Origin of the sequence: Microbispora bryophytorum (assembly GCF_043197435.1) — a bacterium.
Taxonomy (GTDB): Bacteria; Actinomycetota; Actinomycetes; order Streptosporangiales; family Streptosporangiaceae; genus Microbispora; species Microbispora bryophytorum.
Genome location: NZ_JBICTF010000005.1, coordinates 316,778 through 333,206, shown reverse-complemented (window position 1 = coordinate 333,206; position 16,429 = coordinate 316,778). Strand labels below are relative to the sequence as shown.

At 71.9% G+C, this 16,429-nt stretch carries 15 protein-coding genes; 8 read left to right on the top strand and 7 right to left on the bottom strand.

Going from position 1 to position 16,429, the window contains the following annotated elements:
• Positions 1–8: 8 nt before the first annotated feature.
• From ACGFIB_RS18945 to ACGFIB_RS18930, 4 genes are all read right to left on the bottom strand, one after another.
• On the bottom strand, positions 9–2,393 hold the full coding sequence (locus tag ACGFIB_RS18945; RefSeq protein ID WP_393373440.1) for an ATP-binding cassette domain-containing protein: 2,385 nt from the start codon (positions 2,391–2,393) through the stop codon (positions 9–11).
• Between the two features lie 159 nt (positions 2,394–2,552).
• On the bottom strand, positions 2,553–2,963 hold the full coding sequence (locus ACGFIB_RS18940; RefSeq protein ID WP_357242943.1) for a VOC family protein: 411 nt from the start codon (positions 2,961–2,963) through the stop codon (positions 2,553–2,555).
• Between the two features lie 5 nt (positions 2,964–2,968).
• Positions 2,969–3,418: a helix-turn-helix transcriptional regulator gene (locus ACGFIB_RS18935; protein ID WP_357242940.1), complete on the bottom strand. Its 450-nt coding sequence runs from the start codon at positions 3,416–3,418 to the stop codon at positions 2,969–2,971.
• Positions 3,419–3,622: 204 nt separating this feature from the next.
• Complete coding sequence (locus ACGFIB_RS18930; protein ID WP_142571054.1) at positions 3,623–4,252, bottom strand: LUD domain-containing protein; 630 nt, start codon at positions 4,250–4,252, stop codon at positions 3,623–3,625.
• Positions 4,253–4,410: 158 nt separating this feature from the next.
• Between ACGFIB_RS18930 and sigJ the strand changes: the two genes are divergently transcribed.
• A complete protein-coding gene (sigJ, locus tag ACGFIB_RS18925) occupies positions 4,411–5,349 on the top strand; it encodes an RNA polymerase sigma factor SigJ (RefSeq protein WP_393373437.1) in 939 nt (312 codons plus the stop codon).
• A 114-nt stretch (positions 5,350–5,463) separates the two neighbouring features.
• Here sigJ and ACGFIB_RS18920 read toward each other — a convergent pair whose 3' ends face one another.
• Positions 5,464–6,393: a LysR family transcriptional regulator gene (locus tag ACGFIB_RS18920; RefSeq protein ID WP_393373434.1), complete on the bottom strand. Its 930-nt coding sequence runs from the start codon at positions 6,391–6,393 to the stop codon at positions 5,464–5,466.
• A gap of 122 nt (positions 6,394–6,515) precedes the next feature.
• Between ACGFIB_RS18920 and ACGFIB_RS18915 the strand changes: the two genes are divergently transcribed.
• The 6 genes from ACGFIB_RS18915 to ACGFIB_RS18890 all read left to right on the top strand — a co-directional run bounded on the left by ACGFIB_RS18915 (position 6,516) and on the right by ACGFIB_RS18890 (position 12,829).
• Positions 6,516–7,898: an MFS transporter gene (locus tag ACGFIB_RS18915; RefSeq protein ID WP_393373431.1), complete on the top strand. Its 1,383-nt coding sequence runs from the start codon at positions 6,516–6,518 to the stop codon at positions 7,896–7,898.
• A gap of 188 nt (positions 7,899–8,086) precedes the next feature.
• Positions 8,087–9,286: a PAS domain-containing sensor histidine kinase gene (locus ACGFIB_RS18910; RefSeq protein ID WP_393373427.1), complete on the top strand. Its 1,200-nt coding sequence runs from the start codon at positions 8,087–8,089 to the stop codon at positions 9,284–9,286.
• Positions 9,287–9,334: 48 nt separating this feature from the next.
• Positions 9,335–10,285 (top strand): RNA polymerase sigma-70 factor, encoded by a 951-nt coding sequence (locus ACGFIB_RS18905; RefSeq protein WP_357242924.1) that lies wholly within the window; start codon positions 9,335–9,337, stop codon positions 10,283–10,285.
• A 177-nt stretch (positions 10,286–10,462) separates the two neighbouring features.
• Positions 10,463–10,951 carry a MarR family winged helix-turn-helix transcriptional regulator gene (locus tag ACGFIB_RS18900; RefSeq protein ID WP_393373424.1) on the top strand — a complete coding sequence of 163 codons (489 nt, stop codon included), beginning with the start codon at positions 10,463–10,465 and terminating at the stop codon, positions 10,949–10,951.
• A gap of 119 nt (positions 10,952–11,070) precedes the next feature.
• A complete protein-coding gene (locus ACGFIB_RS18895; protein ID WP_393373421.1) occupies positions 11,071–11,484 on the top strand; it encodes an SRPBCC family protein in 414 nt (137 codons plus the stop codon).
• 115 nt (positions 11,485–11,599) lie between these two features.
• The gene (locus ACGFIB_RS18890) at positions 11,600–12,829 is read left to right on the top strand and encodes an NAD(P)/FAD-dependent oxidoreductase (protein ID WP_393373418.1); all 1,230 of its coding nucleotides are present in this window, start codon (positions 11,600–11,602) and stop codon (positions 12,827–12,829) included.
• 73 nt (positions 12,830–12,902) lie between these two features.
• Here the strand turns inward: ACGFIB_RS18890 and ACGFIB_RS18885 are convergent, their stop codons facing one another.
• Both ACGFIB_RS18885 and ACGFIB_RS18880 read right to left on the bottom strand, forming a co-directional pair.
• The gene (locus ACGFIB_RS18885) at positions 12,903–14,099 is read right to left on the bottom strand and encodes a coiled-coil domain-containing protein (RefSeq protein ID WP_142571062.1); all 1,197 of its coding nucleotides are present in this window, start codon (positions 14,097–14,099) and stop codon (positions 12,903–12,905) included.
• Positions 14,100–14,804: 705 nt separating this feature from the next.
• Complete coding sequence (locus ACGFIB_RS18880) at positions 14,805–15,461, bottom strand: TetR/AcrR family transcriptional regulator (RefSeq protein ID WP_393373416.1); 657 nt, start codon at positions 15,459–15,461, stop codon at positions 14,805–14,807.
• A gap of 76 nt (positions 15,462–15,537) precedes the next feature.
• Here ACGFIB_RS18880 and ACGFIB_RS18875 point away from each other — a divergent pair, with 76 nt between their 5' ends.
• Entirely contained in the window at positions 15,538–16,233 is a 696-nt protein-coding gene (locus ACGFIB_RS18875) for an alpha/beta fold hydrolase (RefSeq protein WP_393373413.1), read from the top strand.
• Positions 16,234–16,429: the final 196 nt, after the last annotated feature.

Here is a 16,429-nt window from a genome sequence, read left to right as displayed (position 1 = left end):
GGCCCGGGTCAGGCGCCGACGTAGGCCGCGAGGTGCTGGCCGGTGAGGGTGGAGCGGGCGGCGACGAGGTCGGCCGGCGTGCCTTCGAAGACGATCCGGCCGCCGTCGTGACCGGCGCCGGGACCCAGATCGATGATCCAGTCGGCGTGTGCCATGACCGCCTGGTGGTGCTCGATCACGATGACCGACTTGCCGGAGTCGACCAGCCGGTCGAGCAGCCCGAGCAGCTGCTCGACGTCGGCCAGGTGGAGGCCGGCGGTCGGCTCGTCGAGGACGTAGACGCCGCCCTTGTCGGCCATGTGGGTGGCCAGCTTGAGCCGCTGCCGCTCGCCGCCGGACAACGTGGTGAGCGGCTGGCCGAGGGTGAGGTAGCCGAGCCCGACGTCGGCGAGGCGGTCGAGGACGGCGCGCGCGGCGGGCGTGCGCGCCTCGCCGGAGCCGAAGAACTCCTGGGCCTCGGCCACCGGCATCGCGAGCACCTCGCTGATGTCGCGCCCGCCGAGCTTGTGCTCCAGCACCGCCGCCTGGAACCGCTTCCCCTCGCACTCCTCGCAGGTGGTGGAGACCCCCGCCATCATCGCCAGGTCGGTGTAGATGACGCCGGCGCCGTTGCAGGCGGGGCAGGCGCCCTCGGAGTTGGCGCTGAACAGCGCCGGCTTCACCCCGTTGGCCTTCGCGAACGCCTTACGGATCGGGTCGAGCAGTCCGGTGTACGTCGCCGGGTTGCTGCGCCGCGAGCCGCGGATGCCGCCCTGGTCGACCGACACCACACCGGCACCGCCGGGGACCGACCCGTGGATGAGCGAGCTCTTGCCCGACCCGGCGACTCCGGTGACGACGACGAGCACCCCGAGCGGGATGTCGACGCCGACGTCGCGCAGGTTGTTCGCCGTCGCGCCGCGGATCTCCAGCGTGCCGGTGGGCGTGCGCACGCTCTCCTTGAGTGCGGCCCGGTCGTCGAAATGGCGGCCGGTGATCGTTCCGCTGGCCCGCAGCCCCTCGACGGTGCCCTCGAAGCAGACCGTGCCGCCCGCCGTGCCGGCGCCGGGGCCGAGGTCCACGACGTGGTCGGCGATCGCGATCATCTCCGGCTTGTGCTCCACCACCAGCACCGTGTTGCCCTTGTCCCGCAGCCGCAGCAGCAGGTCGTTCATCCGCTGGATGTCATGAGGGTGCAGGCCCGTCGTGGGCTCGTCGAAGACGTAGGTGACGTCGGTGAGCGAGGAGCCGAGGTGGCGGATCATCTTGACGCGCTGCGCCTCGCCGCCGGACAGCGTGCCCGACGCACGGTCGAGGGACAGGTATCCCAGCCCGATCTCCACGAACGAGTCGAGGAGCTGCCGCAACGTGGTGACCAGCGGCGCGATCGACGGCTCGTCGAGGCCGCGCACCCAGTCGGCCAGGTCGCTGATCTGCATCGCGCAGGCGTCGGCGATGCTGATCTGCTTGATCTTCGAGGACCGGGCGGCCTCGCTGAGCCGGGTGCCGCCGCACTCGGGGCAGGTCGTGAACGCGACCGCCCGCTCCACGAACGCCCGGACGTGCGGCTGCAATCCCTCCTTGTCCTTGGACAGCATCGACTTCTGGATGCGTGGGATCAGACCCTCGTAGGTGAGGTTGATGTTATCGACCTTGATCTTGGTCGGCTCCTTGTAGAGCAGGTCGTGGAGCTCGGTCGTGGTGAAGTCACGGATCGGCTTGTCCGGGTCGAAGAAGCCGGAGCCGCCGAAGATGCGGCCGTACCAGCCGTCGACGCTGTAGCCGGGAATCGTGAGCGCGCCCTCGTTGAGCGACTTGGAGTCGTCGTACAGCTGGGACAGGTCGATGTCGGAGGTCCGGCCCAGGCCCTCGCAGCGCGGGCACATGCCGCCGGTGACGGTGAACTCGCGCCGCTCCTTCACGGTCTTGCCGCCGCGCTCGAACTTGACCGCGCCCGCTCCGCTGATCGAGGCCACGTTGAAGGAGAACGCCTGGGGCGAGCCGATGTGGGGCCGGCCGAGCCTGCTGAACAGGATGCGCAGCATCGCGTTGGCGTCGGTGACGGTGCCGACCGTGGAGCGGGGGTTGGGGCCCATCCGCTCCTGGTCGACGACGATCGCGGTCGTCAGCCCGTCGAGCACGTCGACCTCGGGCCGTGCCAGCGTCGGCATGAAACCCTGCACGAACGCGGAGTAGGTCTCGTTGATCAGCCGCTGCGATTCGGCGGCGATCGTACTGAACACCAGTGAGCTCTTGCCCGAGCCCGAGACACCGGTGAACACCGTCAGCCGGCGCTTGGGGATCTCGATGCTGACGTCCTTGAGGTTGTTCTCGCGCGCGCCGTAGACGCGGATCAGATCGTGGGTGTCGGCAACGTGCAGCGCGGGGGACTGCGCATCCGTCCTGGTGGTCATGCTTATCGTGTTCTCCATGTGTTCAGGCGGGGGCCGCCTCGGTGGTCTCCGTCGGCGTCGCCAGGCTCGATCCAAGCAGCTTCGAGCGGTACGTGTGGTTCTCCGTCTGGTTCTCGTGCCGGCGTGGGGGACGCGGACCCGGCGGTGCGGCGCGGCCGGTCAGCGCAGCTCGTTGATCCGGATCAGGTTGCCGGCGGGATCGCGGAAGGCGCAGTCGCGGACCCCGTACGGCTGCTCGATCGGCTCCTGCACCACCTCGGCGCCGTGGGCCGCCAGCCGCTCGAAGAGGCCGTCGAGGTCCTCGGCGGAAAGTGTGATCATGGCGTAGGTGCCCTTGGCCATCATCTCGGCGATGGTGCGGCGCTCGTCGTCGGTGATGCCGGGGTTGCCGCCCGGCGGGTAGAGGATGATGGACGTGCCGGGCTGGTTGACGGGACCGACGGTGATCCAGCGCATGCCGCGGTAACCGGCGTCGCCCCGGACCTCGAACCCGAGGACGTCGCGGTAGAAGGCCAGCGCCGCGTCGGGGTCGTCGTGCGGGAGGAAGGCCGAGTGAATGGTGACGTCCATGGTAGTCACGCTAGCTGCGGCTCGGTGGCGCGCGCTTCTCGATTCCTGACGGGCCTGGTGACCTGTTTCGCCAGGCACGGCGGCATCCCGGCCGTCCCGCTCGCCGCCTGGCGCCGGTAGGTGCTGGGGGGCACACCGACCAGTTCGGTGAAACGGGTGCTGAAGGTGCCCAGCGACGAACAGCCGACCGCGAAACAGACCTCGGTGACGCTCATGTCGCCACGGCGCAGCAGCGCCATCGCGCGCTCGATCCGCCGCGTCATCAGATAGCTGTACGGCGACTCCCCGTAGGCGAGGCGGAACTGGCGGCTGAGGTGCCCGGCGGACACGTTCACGCCCCGGGCGAGCGCCTCGACGTCCAGCGGCTGGGCGTACTCCCGGTCGATCCGGTCGCGGACTCGGCGCAGCAGCGCGAGATCACGCAGGTACTGTGCCGGGGCGGGTTTGCTGGTCACGCGAGAAGCGTACGTCCTGCCACCGACAATCCGGCGTGCCGGGCGACGTGCACCTGCCTCCTGACCTGCCGCCTGACCTGCGGCGCGGCCGGATCACCGCGGCTCACCCCGGCGCCACCCCATCAGACGGACCCGAACGTCCGCGTGAGGCCGTGGCACGCGGGAGATCACTCAGGTGCTCGGCGACCCGGCCGCCACCAAGGTTCAGTAGCCGATGGCTTCGCGGAGCAGCAGGACGGTGCCGCGCCCGGGGTGAGGTTCCGCGTTGAGGATGAGCAGGCGGTTGAGGGCACTGGGCTGCCCGTAGGCCTTCATGGCGCGCTCGTTCTCCAGCGGAAGGCAGTGGTCTTCGACGCGCCGCAGCGCGGTGCCCAGGTCGGGCACCACCTTCTGCGCCCCGACGATCCAGATCGCGCGGGCCGCGGCGCCCGAGTAGCCCGCCAGCTGGCTTCCGCTGGCCGAGGCGGCCACAAGGGATCCGGTCTCGGTGACCGCGGCGACGCTGCCCACGACGACGTCCGGGCAGGCGATCATCCGCCAGATCTCGCCCAATTGGGTGGCCCGGTCCATGGTCGTGCTGCGTGCCTTGACGGACGCGTATCGCCCGCTGCCGTTGATGTCCTCATCGATGCCGGACAGGCGTAGGGTCTCGCTGGCGCCGGTGAAGACGCTGGCGCCCTCGGGTATCAGCTCTTTGACGCGGGTGCGCGCGGCGGCGGCGTCGTCGAGGATCTCGACGGTGAACCCATGCGCGGTGAGCGCGGCGGCCGCCCGCTCCAGGCGCGGCGCGGGCGCCGGGTCGGCGAAGGGCGCCGCCGGCATCGAGGTAGTCATGATGTCTGAACTTCCTGTTCGCTGGATGACGTGTGTTCGTCTCAGCGGTCCGACAACACAGCCCCCTGGAATGTGAGGCGGCGCACCGGCCTCACATTCCGGTGCGCCGCCTTGTCGAACCGGTGAGGGAAGACGCGACCGAGGGAGCCGTCGGCACCATGACCACCCAATCCCGGCCGGGACACGGCCGGCCCGATCCCGGCCTGGACGCGATCACGAGCGAGCGGGGCCAACTGATCAATATCGCCTACCGGCTCCTGGGCTCCCTGGCCGAGGCCGAGGACGCCGTCCAGGAGACCTACGCCCGCTGGTATGCCATGTCGCCGCAGCAGCAGGACGCCATTCGATCTCCCGGCGCCTGGCTGACGACGGTCGCCGGTCGCATCTGCCTCAACCTGCTCGGCTCCGCCCGGGCCCGGCGAGAGACCTACGTGGGCGAGTGGATCCCCGAGCCGCTACCCGAACGTACGGAGCGGAGCACCGGCCGGCCGAACGGCGCCGCTGTCGACCCGGCCGACCGGGTCACCCTGGACGAGTCGGTCAACCTGGCCTTCCTGGTCGTGCTCGACTCGATGACCCCGGCCGAGCGCGTCGCGTTCATCCTGCACGACGTCTTCTGCCACTCGTTCGCCGAAGTGGCCGAGATCGTCGGCCGCACCCCGGCCGCGTGCCGTCAGCTGGCCTCTTCGGCCCGCCGCCGCATCCGGGCCTCGCAGCCTTCCGCGACTCCGGCGGCCCATCGGGCCGGCATCGTCAGGGACTTCAAGCAGGCGTGGGAGGCCAAGGACATCGACGCCCTCATCGGCCTGCTCGACCCCGACGCCACGGCGATCGCCGACGGCGGCGGCCTCGCCGTCACCTTCCTGCGCCCCATCGAAGGCGGCGAGCAGATCGCGCACGCCTGGATCGAGATCGCCCGCAGGAGGACCGGCGCCATGACGTTCCTGGAGCGTACGGTCAACGGTCAGCCGGGCCTGGTGGCTCAGCAGGACGGCGTCACCGTGACGGTGTACGCCTTCGACGTCGCGGGCGACCGGATCAGGCGCATCTGGGTGGTACGCAACCCCGAGAAACTCCGTCGCTGGACGACGGGCTGACCCGCGTCTCCACGCCACCGGTCCGCTCACCGCCGCGACCCGCCGGGACACCTTCACCGGCGGGACACCTTCAAGCGAGCGGGAACGAGGCCGGGCTCGATTCTCCACCTGCCCTTACCGCGAGGCGACCCCCTGATCGGCCGGTGAAGGGAGACCGGCCGCCTCGGAGGCGGCGCTCGCGTACAGCATCTCGCGCAGGCCCGGGAGCGCCTCGCGGTCGGCCCTCCACACCAGGCGCAGGCTCAGGCCGGGGACGTCGAACGCGAGCCGGGCGAGGGCGCCGGCGGCGACCCGGTCGGCGACCGCGAACCACGGCAGCAGCGTCATCCCGAGGCCGCGCTCCGCCCACGCCCGCATGACGGGCACGCCGCCCGCCCGCACCCGCTCCACCCGGTCGCCCAGCAGGCGCTCCCCCGCCAGCCAGAACGAGCAGGCGGGCACGTTCACCAGCAGCCGCCGGCCGTACAGGTCCTCCTTGCGCAGGCGGGACGCGCCGGCCAGCGGATGGTCCGGCGCGGCGACAAGCGCGAGCGGCACAGGACCGAGATCGAGGAAGGCCAGCGGCGCGGCCGGCGCGCCGAAGCCGAGCCCGCCCAGATCGTTCCCGGTGTCGAGCAGCAGCGCCGCGTCGAGGTCCGCGGCGGCGACCGCGTCCATGAGACGGTCGCGGGCGCCGTCCGACCGCACCTCCACCACGAGGTCGGGACGGCGCTCGGCCAGCCGTGCCAGGACCGCGGGCACGTGCACGGCCGCAATCGTCTCCAGGGCGCCGAGCCGCAGCACCGGGCGGGTCTCCTGGACGTCGCGCCGGGCCTGGTCGGCCTGGTCGAGCAGACGGCGCGCCCAGCCGCGCAGGCGCTCGCCCGTCGCGGTCAGGCGCATCCCCCGCGGACCCCGCTCGAACAGTGCGACTCCGAGGTCCCGTTCCAGGGTCCTGATCTGCTCCGACACCGACGACGGCGCGAGATCCAGGGCGACGGCGGCGTCGGTGACCGTCCGATGTGCCACAACCGCCTCGAAGGTGCGCAACTGCCGCAGTTCCATGCCGCACCGAACAGGCCGGGAGCGTTCGGTTATTCCGAACGCCGCCTGCGGCCCGGGCGGTGGAGCCCTTCGGCGTCCGACGCCACAGTGACCCCCAGTTCGTCTACCTCCTGGAGATCCTTGTGCCGTCGACTGTTTCCGCCGCTCCCCCGGCGGCGCCCGCCCGGGCCCGCGCGCTGACCGGGATCGCGCTCGGCTATTTCATGGTGCTGCTCGACACCACCGTCCTGTCGGTGGCCGAGCCCGACCTCGCCCGGTCCTTCGGCGGCGCGGGCGTCGCGGGGCTGCAGTGGACCGTGACCGGCTACACCCTCGTGTTCGGCGCCGCGCTGCTGACGGCCGGGTCGGTGGCCGACCGGTACGGCGCGCACCGCGTGTTCCGGGCGGCCGTCGCCGCCTTCGGCCTCGGCAGCCTGCTGAGCGCGTTCGCGCCGTCGCTGTGGGCGCTCGTCGGCCTGCGGGCGCTGCTCGGCCTGGCCGCGGCGGGCTGTGTACCCGCATCGATGGCGATGATCGCCCGGTTGTACCCGGTGCCCGCCGAGCGGGCCAAGGCCGTCGCCGTCTGGGCGGCGACCAGCGGTGCCGCGCTCGTGGCCGGTCCGGTGGCCGGCGGGGCGCTGACCGACCTGGCGGGCTGGCGGGCGATCTTCCTGATCAACGCCCCGCTCGCCGCCGTCACCCTCGCACTCACGGCCGGAGCCGCCGTACGCTGCCCGCGCGGCGACCGGCGTATCGACTGGGCCGCCCAGATCCTGGCCTGCGCGGCCGTGGCGCTGCTCACCGACACGCTGATCGCGCTCGGCGCCCACTCCTTCGTCCACGCCGCATGGTCGGCGGGCGCCACGGCCGTGGCGGTGTGCGCCTTCGCCGTACGCGAGCGGCAGGGCCACGCGCCGGTCCTGGCGCCCGCCGTGCTGCGGAGGCCCGGCGTCCCCGGCGCGCTGCTGGCGGGGGCGGCGGTCAACTTCGCGATGAGCGGGGTGCTGTTCGTGCTGCCGCTGCTCTTCCAGCAGGCGCTGGGCCTGACGCCGGGGCAGATCGGGGCGGCGCTGCTGCCCATGACGCTGCCCTTCGCGGTCAACCCGCTGCTGACCGGCAGGATCGTCGCCAGGTCCGGGCCACGGCCGCCGGTGCTGGCAGGGCTCGGCCTGCTCACGGCGGGCGGTGTCGCGTTCGGCGCGGCCGTCTGGGCGGGCGCCTCCTACCCGCTCCTGCTGACCGGGCTGGTGGCCACCGGCTTCGGTGTCTCGTCCGCGCTGCCCGCCCTGGCCACCCTGGTCGTGACCGCCGCTCCCGAAGGCGCCGCCGGCGTGGCCGGTGGGCTGCTCAACGCGGCCCGGCAGTGCGGTGCCACGATCGGCGTCGCCGTGACGGGCGCGTTCGTGACCGTCGGCGTTCCCGATCAGGGACACCACGGCGCGGCGTACGCGCTGATCGCGCCGGCCGTGGTCTGCGCCGCGGCCGCCGTCGCCGTCGCACGGCCGGCCCGTCGCCCGGCCCGATGAGGCGCGACCGACGAACGCTCGGCGTGATGGTCTCGGGCGCGTTCATCTCTTTTTCCGTCGCCCGGCCGAGGGCGTACCCCGTTGACCCGGGCTCTCGCGGGAATGGGACGCGGTACGGCCGCGGGTGAGCGGCCCCGCATGCCCGACTGCCTGGACCGGAGGACGAGGTTTGGGAAGGCCCCGTGGTCATGAGGTCAGAGATCGACTATGAGGCGGTGTTCAGGACCGGCCCGGCCCTGTCGGCGGTGCTGACGCCCACCCTCGTCATCGTCGCCGTGAACGACGCCTTCCTGGAGGTGAGCGGGCACCGCCGGGAGGACCTGCTGGGCCGCGACCTCTTCGACGTCTTCCCGCCCAACCCCGCCGCGCCGGAGGACTCCGAGCACCAGGGTGCGCAGATGCTGCGAACGTCCCTGGAGCAGGTGATGACCACCCGCCGCCGGGACTTCATGCCTCTGCAGAGGTACGACGTCGAGATGGCGGACCGGCCCGGCGTGTTCGAGGAGCGGTACTGGAGCACGGTCAACACGCCCGTGCTCGGCTCGCACGGCGAAGTGCGGTGCATCCTCCTCATCTGCGAGGAGGTCACCGACTTCGTCCGCGCGCTGCGGCGCTCCGGCCCGGCCTGCGAGCAGGACTCCCTGGCCCTGCAGCTACAGACACTCAACGACCAGCTCAGGCGGGCGCATCGGGAGCAGCGCGAGACGACCTCCGCCCTGAGCGAGGCCATCGAACGGCAGCGGCGGCTGGTCCAGGACGCTTCACACGACCTGCGCAACCCCATCGCGGGCCTGCTCACCGAGTTGCAGGTCGCGCTGTCCGATCCCGGCATCGACCTGCAGACAATCTTGCGCAAGCTGTTGCGGGACGCAGAACGGCTCAACGACATCGTGACCGACCTGCTCGCCCTCGCCCGGGTGGACAGCGAGACGCGCGAGAGCGAGCGCCTGATCGAACTCGCCGTGTTCGTCGGTGAGGAGCTCGATCGCCGCACTCCGGGCACCCCCGTCCTCAGCCGCCTCGATCCGCACGTGTGCGTACGCGCCTCGGTTATCCGCCTGGCCCGCCTGCTGGGCAATCTGCTGACCAACGCCGAGCGGCACGCCCACACCAAGATCGAGGTAGTGGTCACCGCCGACCCTCCCGACGCCGTCCTCGAGGTCCTCGACGACGGCCTGGGCATCCCGCCGGAGGACCGCGAACGCGTTTTCGAGCGCCGCTACCGCCGGGAGGAGGCCCGCGTGCGGGATCCCGGCGGGTCGGGGCTCGGCCTGTCCATCGCCCGGGAGATCGCCCAGGAGCACGGTGGCCGGCTGTATGCCGCCGAACACCACGGCGGAGCCCGCTTCGTCCTGCGTCTCCCCCTCGCCACCGAGCGGTACCGCTGAAACCCGGTGGCTGGCGACGGTGCATGCCGCCCGATCTAGGATCGTGTCATGCCCTTGACCGTGGACGACGTCGACCGGTTCGAGGCCTCCAGGCCGCGCCTGCAGGCCATCGCCTACCGCCTTCTCGGCTCCGCGGCTGAGGCCGAGGACGCCGTGCAGGAGACGTTCCTGCGCTGGCAGGCCACCGACGTCGACCACATCGAGGTCCCCGAGGCCTGGCTGACGAAGGTCCTCACCAACCTGTGCCTCAACCAGCTCACCTCCGCGCGGGCGCGCCGCGAGACCTACGTGGGCCAGTGGCTCCCCGAGCCGCTGCTCGCCGGGGACCCGCTGCTCGGCCCGGCCGACACCGCCGAGCAGCGCGAATCGGTCTCATACGCGGTCCTCACGCTCATGGAGCGCCTGTCGCCCAACGAGCGGGCGGTGTACGTGCTGCGAGAGGCCTTCGACTACCCGCACCGGGAGATCGCCGAGATCCTCGACATCACCGAGGCCGCCAGCCAGCAGATCTTCCACCGCGCCAAGAAGCACGTCTCCGACGGCAAGGCCCGCACCGCGACCGACGAGGCCGCCGCCCGGCGCATCGTCGAGGAGTTCCTCACGGCCGCGACCACCGGCCGGATCGAGTCGCTCGTACGCCTGCTCACCGAGGACGCCGTCGCGGTCGGCGACGGCGGCGGGAAGATCCCGGCCCGTGCCAAGGCGTTCCAGGGCGCCGTCGCGGTCGCGAAGTTCCTGCGGGGCCTGTTCAAACCGGCCGAGGTCAAGCGCGCCCTGGTCGGCGGTTCGCCCGAGGTCTACATCTGGACCGCCAACGGCGAGCCCGCCGTCGTGGTCGTCGTGGACGGCCGGGTCGTCGGGGTCATGTGCCTGGAGGTCACCGCCGGGGGCATCTCCGCGGTCCGTAGCCAGGTCAATCCCGACAAGCTCGAACGCGCGACCGCGCAGTGGGCGGCCGCCGACCACGGGGAGCCGCTGCTCAGGTGGTCCGAGGAGTGAAGCGGCCGCTGCGGCCCGCGCACCTACGCCAGCCGGCGCCCTGAGTGAGCGTGAACGTCACGCGCGGATTGGCAAATCTGGAAGCACGTACTAATGTCGTGCCACATAATGAAGGATGTAAATACTTACGAGAGCGACTCTGACGGCCTCCTCTACGATCCTCGGGTCAGGGCCGCGATGACCCAGTTCACCGACAGCGACGACGATCTGCTCACCTTCGAGGCGGGCGCCGCCGTCCGCACCGCCAACCTTGCCGTCGAGCGCATGCGGGCCCACGGCTCCCAGGGACGAGGGGTCAGCGCGGGCGCGCTCGACCTGCTGATCCGCCTCAACGGCAGCGAGCACGGCATCAGCATCGGCGAGCTGGCCCGGACCGCTGGGGTCAGCTCCCGCAACGCCACCGGCTTGGTCGACACGCTGGAGCACGACGGGCTGGTCCGCCGGGTCCCCGACCCGAAGGACCGGCGTTCGGTTCTGGCCGAGATCACACCTGCCGGGCGGGCGTGGATGAAGGCGTTCCGCAAACCGTCGCAGCTTGCCATGCGGGCGATGTTCCACGGCTTCGCCCCTGAAGAGCTGGTCGTTCTGCGCGACCTGTGCCTGCGGCTGGCCGCCAACCAGCATCGCCTCGCCGACCGTCTGCGCCAGACCGGACAGCAGCCGTGACCACGGCCGCTCAGGAACAGACCCGTCGCACCGCGCGCCGAAGAACACGCCGGCCACGGGTGGCGTCCCCTGTCTGCCGCCGAGGAACCGCCCCATCCCCGAGAGGAGTCCCCCACCTCATGGCCTCCATCCGCCACGAGATCGTCATCGACGCGTCCCCTGACCACATCTGGGATGTGCTGCGCGACGTCGGAGCCGTACACGAGCGCCTGCTGCCGGGCCGTGTCACGAACACCCGGCTGGAAGGCGACCAGCGGTTCCTGACCTTCCCTGACGGGCACGTCATCCGCGAGCTGATCGTCGCGATCGATGACGATTCCCGCTGCTTGGCCTATTCGGTTGTTGACGGCGCGAGACCTCCGCTCGAGCACCACCACGCCTCATTCGAAGTTCGCCCGGAGGGCGACGAAGCGGGCCGGCTGATCTGGACCACCAACGTGCTGCCGCACACGCGCGCCACCGAGGTCCGCATTCGCGTCGAGCACGGCGCACGGGAGATGAAGCAGGCGATCGAGGCCGCGGCACGCGGCTGAGCCACCCACCCCTGGGAACCCCTTCGCAGTGTGAGGTGCTTCACACCGCGTTCCTGTCAGGAAACGGCGCACCGCCCGGTTCAAGAGGCAAATCGCGCAAGACAGGAGCATGGGCATGCAGCACCGCATCATCGTCCTCGGAGGCGGATACACCGGAGCCATCGCCGCCGGGCGCCTGGCCAAGCGGCTCCGCCGCGAGGACGTCGCCATCACCCTCGTCAACGCCGAGCCCGATTTCGTCGAACGCGTCCGCATGCACCAGCTGGCGACCGGCCAGGACCTCAGGCCCCGGCCGTTCAGCGAGATGTTCGCGGGCACCGGCGTCGAACTGCGGCTCGCGAAGGTCACCCGCGTCGACGTCGACCGCAAGACCGTAACCGTCAGCGACGCCGACGCGAACGGCGCCGATGTGGCCGCGCCCGGGTCCGGCGCCGAAGAACTCGCCTATGACACGCTCGTCTACGCCCTCGGCAGCGGCTGGAACTCCCAGGCCGTCCCCGGGGCGGCCGAGCACGCCTACGAGATCGCCGGCCGGCCCGGAGCACTCCGGCTGCGCGAGCGCCTGACCCGCCTCGACGCCGGGCAGACCGTGGTCGTCGTCGGCGGCGGCCTCACCGGGCTGGAGTGCGCCACCGAAATCGCCGAAGCCCGCCCGGACCTCCACGTCTCCGTCGTCACCGGCGGCGGACTCGGCGACTGGCTGTCGCCCAAGGGCCGTGAGCACCTGCGGAAGGTCTTGGGCACGCTCGGGATCACCGTGCACGAGCACGCCACCGTCACCGGCGTCGAGGCCGAGCGCGTGCTCACCGCCGACGGCACGGCCGTCCCCGCCGCGGTCACCGTGTGGACCACCGGCTTCGCGGTCCATCCGATCGCCAAGGCCACGAGTCTGGAGGTCACCGGCACCGGCCAGATCGTGGTCGACGGGACCATGCGCTCGGTCTCCCACCCGGACGTGTACGCCATCGGCGACGCCGCCATGGCGATGGGCCCCGGGAACAAGCCGCTGCGCATGTCGTGCGCCTCGGGAACCCCGGCCGCCTGGCAGGCCGCCGACGCGATCGCGGCGCGCCTGACCGGCGGGAAGCTCCCGAACGCGCCGATCCGCTACTTCAACCAGTGCATCTCGCTGGGCCGGAAGGAGGGCTTGATCCAGTACGTCACCGCCGACGACCGCGCCGTCCGGGCGGTCCTGACCGGATGGCCGGCCGCCGTCTACAAGGAGCTGGTCTGCAAGGGCGCAGCCTGGGGCGTCGCCAACCCGACGCTCGGGCTGCCCACCCGGCGCCGCCGCGTCACGCGGCAGCCGGCCGCGGCGGACTCGGCCGTCAAGGCGTCGGCGTAGCGCGAAGCAGGCGGCCGGAGCAGGTGACGAGGCAGGTGACGGAGCAGACGATGGGGCGGGCGACGGGGCGTCGTCACGGGCCGGGCGGGAGCTCGGGAGCCTCCGGTCGCAGCCGCAGCTCCGCGGCGACCGCGCGTTCGCGCAGCTGGGCCGCCTCGGCCCTGGCCACGTCGAGCTGCGCGCGCAGGTCGGCCAGCCGGGCCCGCTCCAGCGACAGCTCCGCCTGGATCCGCTCCCGCTCCGCCGTGGCGGCCCGGGCGTCCTGCTCCGCCCGAGCGGCCTCCGCGTCCGCCGCGCCGGCGCGCGCCTCGGCCTGCGCCCCCTCCGCGCGCAGCCTGGCGGCCTCCGCGACGACCTGCTCGCGGGCCGCCTCCGCCGCCTCGGCCCTGGCCAGCACCCGGTCACGCTCGTCGTGGGCCTGCGCCACGGCCCGGTCGCGTTCGGCCTCCGCACGCGCGACCGCGCGGTCGCGTTCGGCCTCGGCCGCCTGCGCGCGGGCCAGCGCGGCGGCGCTGGACTGCTCGGCCTCGCGATGCGCGCGGCGGGCCAGCTCCGCCTCCGTCCGCGCCGTCCGCGCGTCGGCTTGCGCCGCGTCGCGTTCCTGAACGGCCTGCTCGGCCTGTTCCCGGGTCAGGCGGACCTCGGCCGCGGCCTGGTCCACCCGGTCGGCCAGTTCCCGTACGGCCTGCTCGCGGGCGGCCTCGGCGGTCTCGGCCCGGTGCACGGCCTGGTCGGCCTCCTGCCTGGCCCGGCGTTCCGTGCTCGCCGCCTCCCGGAGCGCGGCCAGGGCCTGCTCGCGGGCGGTCTCCGCGTCGGCGAAGGCGTTGTCCCGCTCGGCGTAGGCCTCCTCCGTCCGGCGGCGGGCCTCCTCCGCCTCCCGCCTGGCCTCCTCGGCGGCCTCGCGGGCCAGCCGTACCTGCTCCAGCGCCTGCTCGCGCTCGGCGCGGGCGATGGCGACACTCGTGTGCGCCTCCGCCTGGATCGCGCTCAGCTTCGCCTCGACCCCTGCCGGGCTCAGCTCCTGGGCGAGCACCTGCGCCAGCGGCTCGATCGCCGCCGCCAGGCCTTTCTCCATGCGTTCGTACAGGTCCTCCACGCGCGCCAGCGCGCCCTCCAGGCCCGGTGTGGCGCGGCGGAGCTCCCGCTCCCTCTTGGCCGCCGCCTGGCAGTCGCCGTCCGGGCAGTACTCCCGCGGCCTGCCCCGCCGGGCCGGCTGCTCGATGGGCGCACCGCAGTGCTTGCAGGCGGTGACGGTCACGGAGGTCTTCACGGAGGCCCAGCGTAGCGATTTATCGAATTTCTGGAAATAGAAAACAGAAAAGGAGATCTGTTGTGTGCCGGTGCCGCTTGGATAGCTTGTGAGAAGGGTAATTCCCGCAAGCTATTCGAACCGGGCGGTCTCCCCCGTCTCCGGCGGGTTCAACACGCGCCCAGGGTGGGCGGGACGGCATGCCCAAGTGGCAGAACCGGCCGCTGGACGCCGTCTACCGGTGGTGCTCAATGATGCGCTTGTCGTTGACGCGCGGCGCCTTGGCCTCAATGGCGCCGGCTGGTGGTAGCCGTTGCGGACGACCAGACGGCCTCCCGCCTCCCCGTGTGCGACTCTCGCAGAGGAGCACCGTTGGGGGCGGGCAGGCCGTCGGCGGCCGTCACCCGGCTACTCGCACAGGTGCACGCTGCCCGGATCGATACCGGCCGATTCCGGCGCCGACAGGTGCCAGGGGTTTCCCTCCTGCCCGGATCCGTTGCAGGAACCATAGGCGCTGGACCACAGGCCGCCGCTTCTCGGCGCCCGGCTGAACATCAATGACGCGCTCGAACTCGGGCAGGCCGCCGCACGGCTGACCGGCGGCGGCCTGTCGCTGTGGCAGGACGCGCACGCGGTGATGCTCGCTCGGCTGCAGGGGCCGACATCCTCACGCTGGACCTGGCGCAGCGCCCGGGCCCAGAGCCCAAGACGAACTTCGCCGCCAGCTCACCGATCAGAAGCAGGACCAGTTACCCGACCAAGGTTGCGTGATGGGACACTAGTCGGCTCGCTCACATCGGCAAGTCGGATGCCGCCCGGGTCGCTTCCGTCGGTGGACAGGTGCTCGACTGCGCCGAGGAAGTCGTGGAAGGCCTGGTCGGTGCGGGTGGCGTCGCCGGTGGCATCGAGGTCCATGAGGAGACCACGGATGACGGCGAGAACGAGCGTCGCGAGATCCGGGCGACCGATGCTGCGCAGGCCGTCCTCGAGCGGGCCGAGCCAGTCGGTCGTCGCGGTGCGCCGGAAGTTGGGCCACAACTTCTGCTCCGCGCTCTCGCGCAGCTGACCGAACATCCGCAGGTACGGCTGCCCGTCCGGGCCGGTGATGGAGGTCCAGGCGCGATACAGGGTGACCGTGTACGGCTCGTCGGGTCGCACCCGCAGGAGGTCGCCGAATGTGTCGAGCTGACGTTGCCGCGCGCGCCCGAGGACGGCCCGCAGCAGGGCGTCGCGGGTGCCGAAGTGATAAATCAGCATCCGGGCTGAGGTGCCGGTGGCGGTGGCCAGCGGCTCGAGCCGGTCGGGGAGGCCATGCGCGAGGACGTGATCAGTGCAGGCATCGAGCAGCCTCTCCTTGATATGCGGTTCCGGTCGTCTACCCACAACCCCACCTTTTCACGTAACGACTATTACGTCTACCGTTGGTCTAAAGGCAGTCAAGGCAGACGCGGAGGTAGCGATGAGGGTCGTGTTCGTGCATGGGGCCTGCGTGCGGGACGGGTCGTGGTGGTGGCACCGCACCGCCGAGCTGCTGCAGGAGCGAGGGGTGCCGAGCGTGGCCCCGGCGCTGCCGAGTTGCGGCGAGGCGGGCCTGCCCGGTGGCGCTGACGGTCCGGGGCTGTCCGAGGACGTTGCCGCGGTGCGGCAGGTGCTGCGGGAAAGCGACGAGCCGACCGTCGTGGTCGCCCACAGCTACGGCGGCATCATCACCGCGGAAGCTGCAGCGGGAATCGGGTCGGTACGCCACCTGCTGCTGGTCTCCAGCTACCTGCCCGAGGTGGGGCAGAGCCTGTCGGAGTTCGGGGACGGCGGCCCCGCCCCGTTCCTCGACGTCGACCCCGACGCCGGCACCTTCGGGGTTCGCCCCGAGCTGCTCGTGGACACGTTCCTGCAGGACTGCGACCCCGTGGTCCAGGCGCAGGCGGCGGACCACCTCGCCCGGCAAAGCGTGCGGGTGACCGGGCAGCCGGTCGGGGCGGCCGCATGGCAGCAGGTGCCCTCGACGTACCTCATCTGCGGCCAGGACCGGGGAACCCCGCCGCGGCTACAGCGCGAGTTCGCTCGCCGGGCCGGCAACGTCGTCGAACTCGAGGCCGGCCACCACCCGTTCCTGTCCCAGCCCGCCGCGGTCCGGGACCTGCTGCTGAGCCTGTGACGGCAGCCACGGACGAGCCGGGCCGGCAATCGACAAGCTGACCTGGTTGCCCGCGATCGACGCGCACCCGATGGATGTGTCGGTGCTGCCGAACGAGCGCCGCCGGTTCCTGGCGCAGGTCGCACGCCGCTCGACCAACCAGGGGCTGGAGCGGCGCAAGAGCGTAAGTTCCCGATCATGCTGGCGTTCGTCGCCC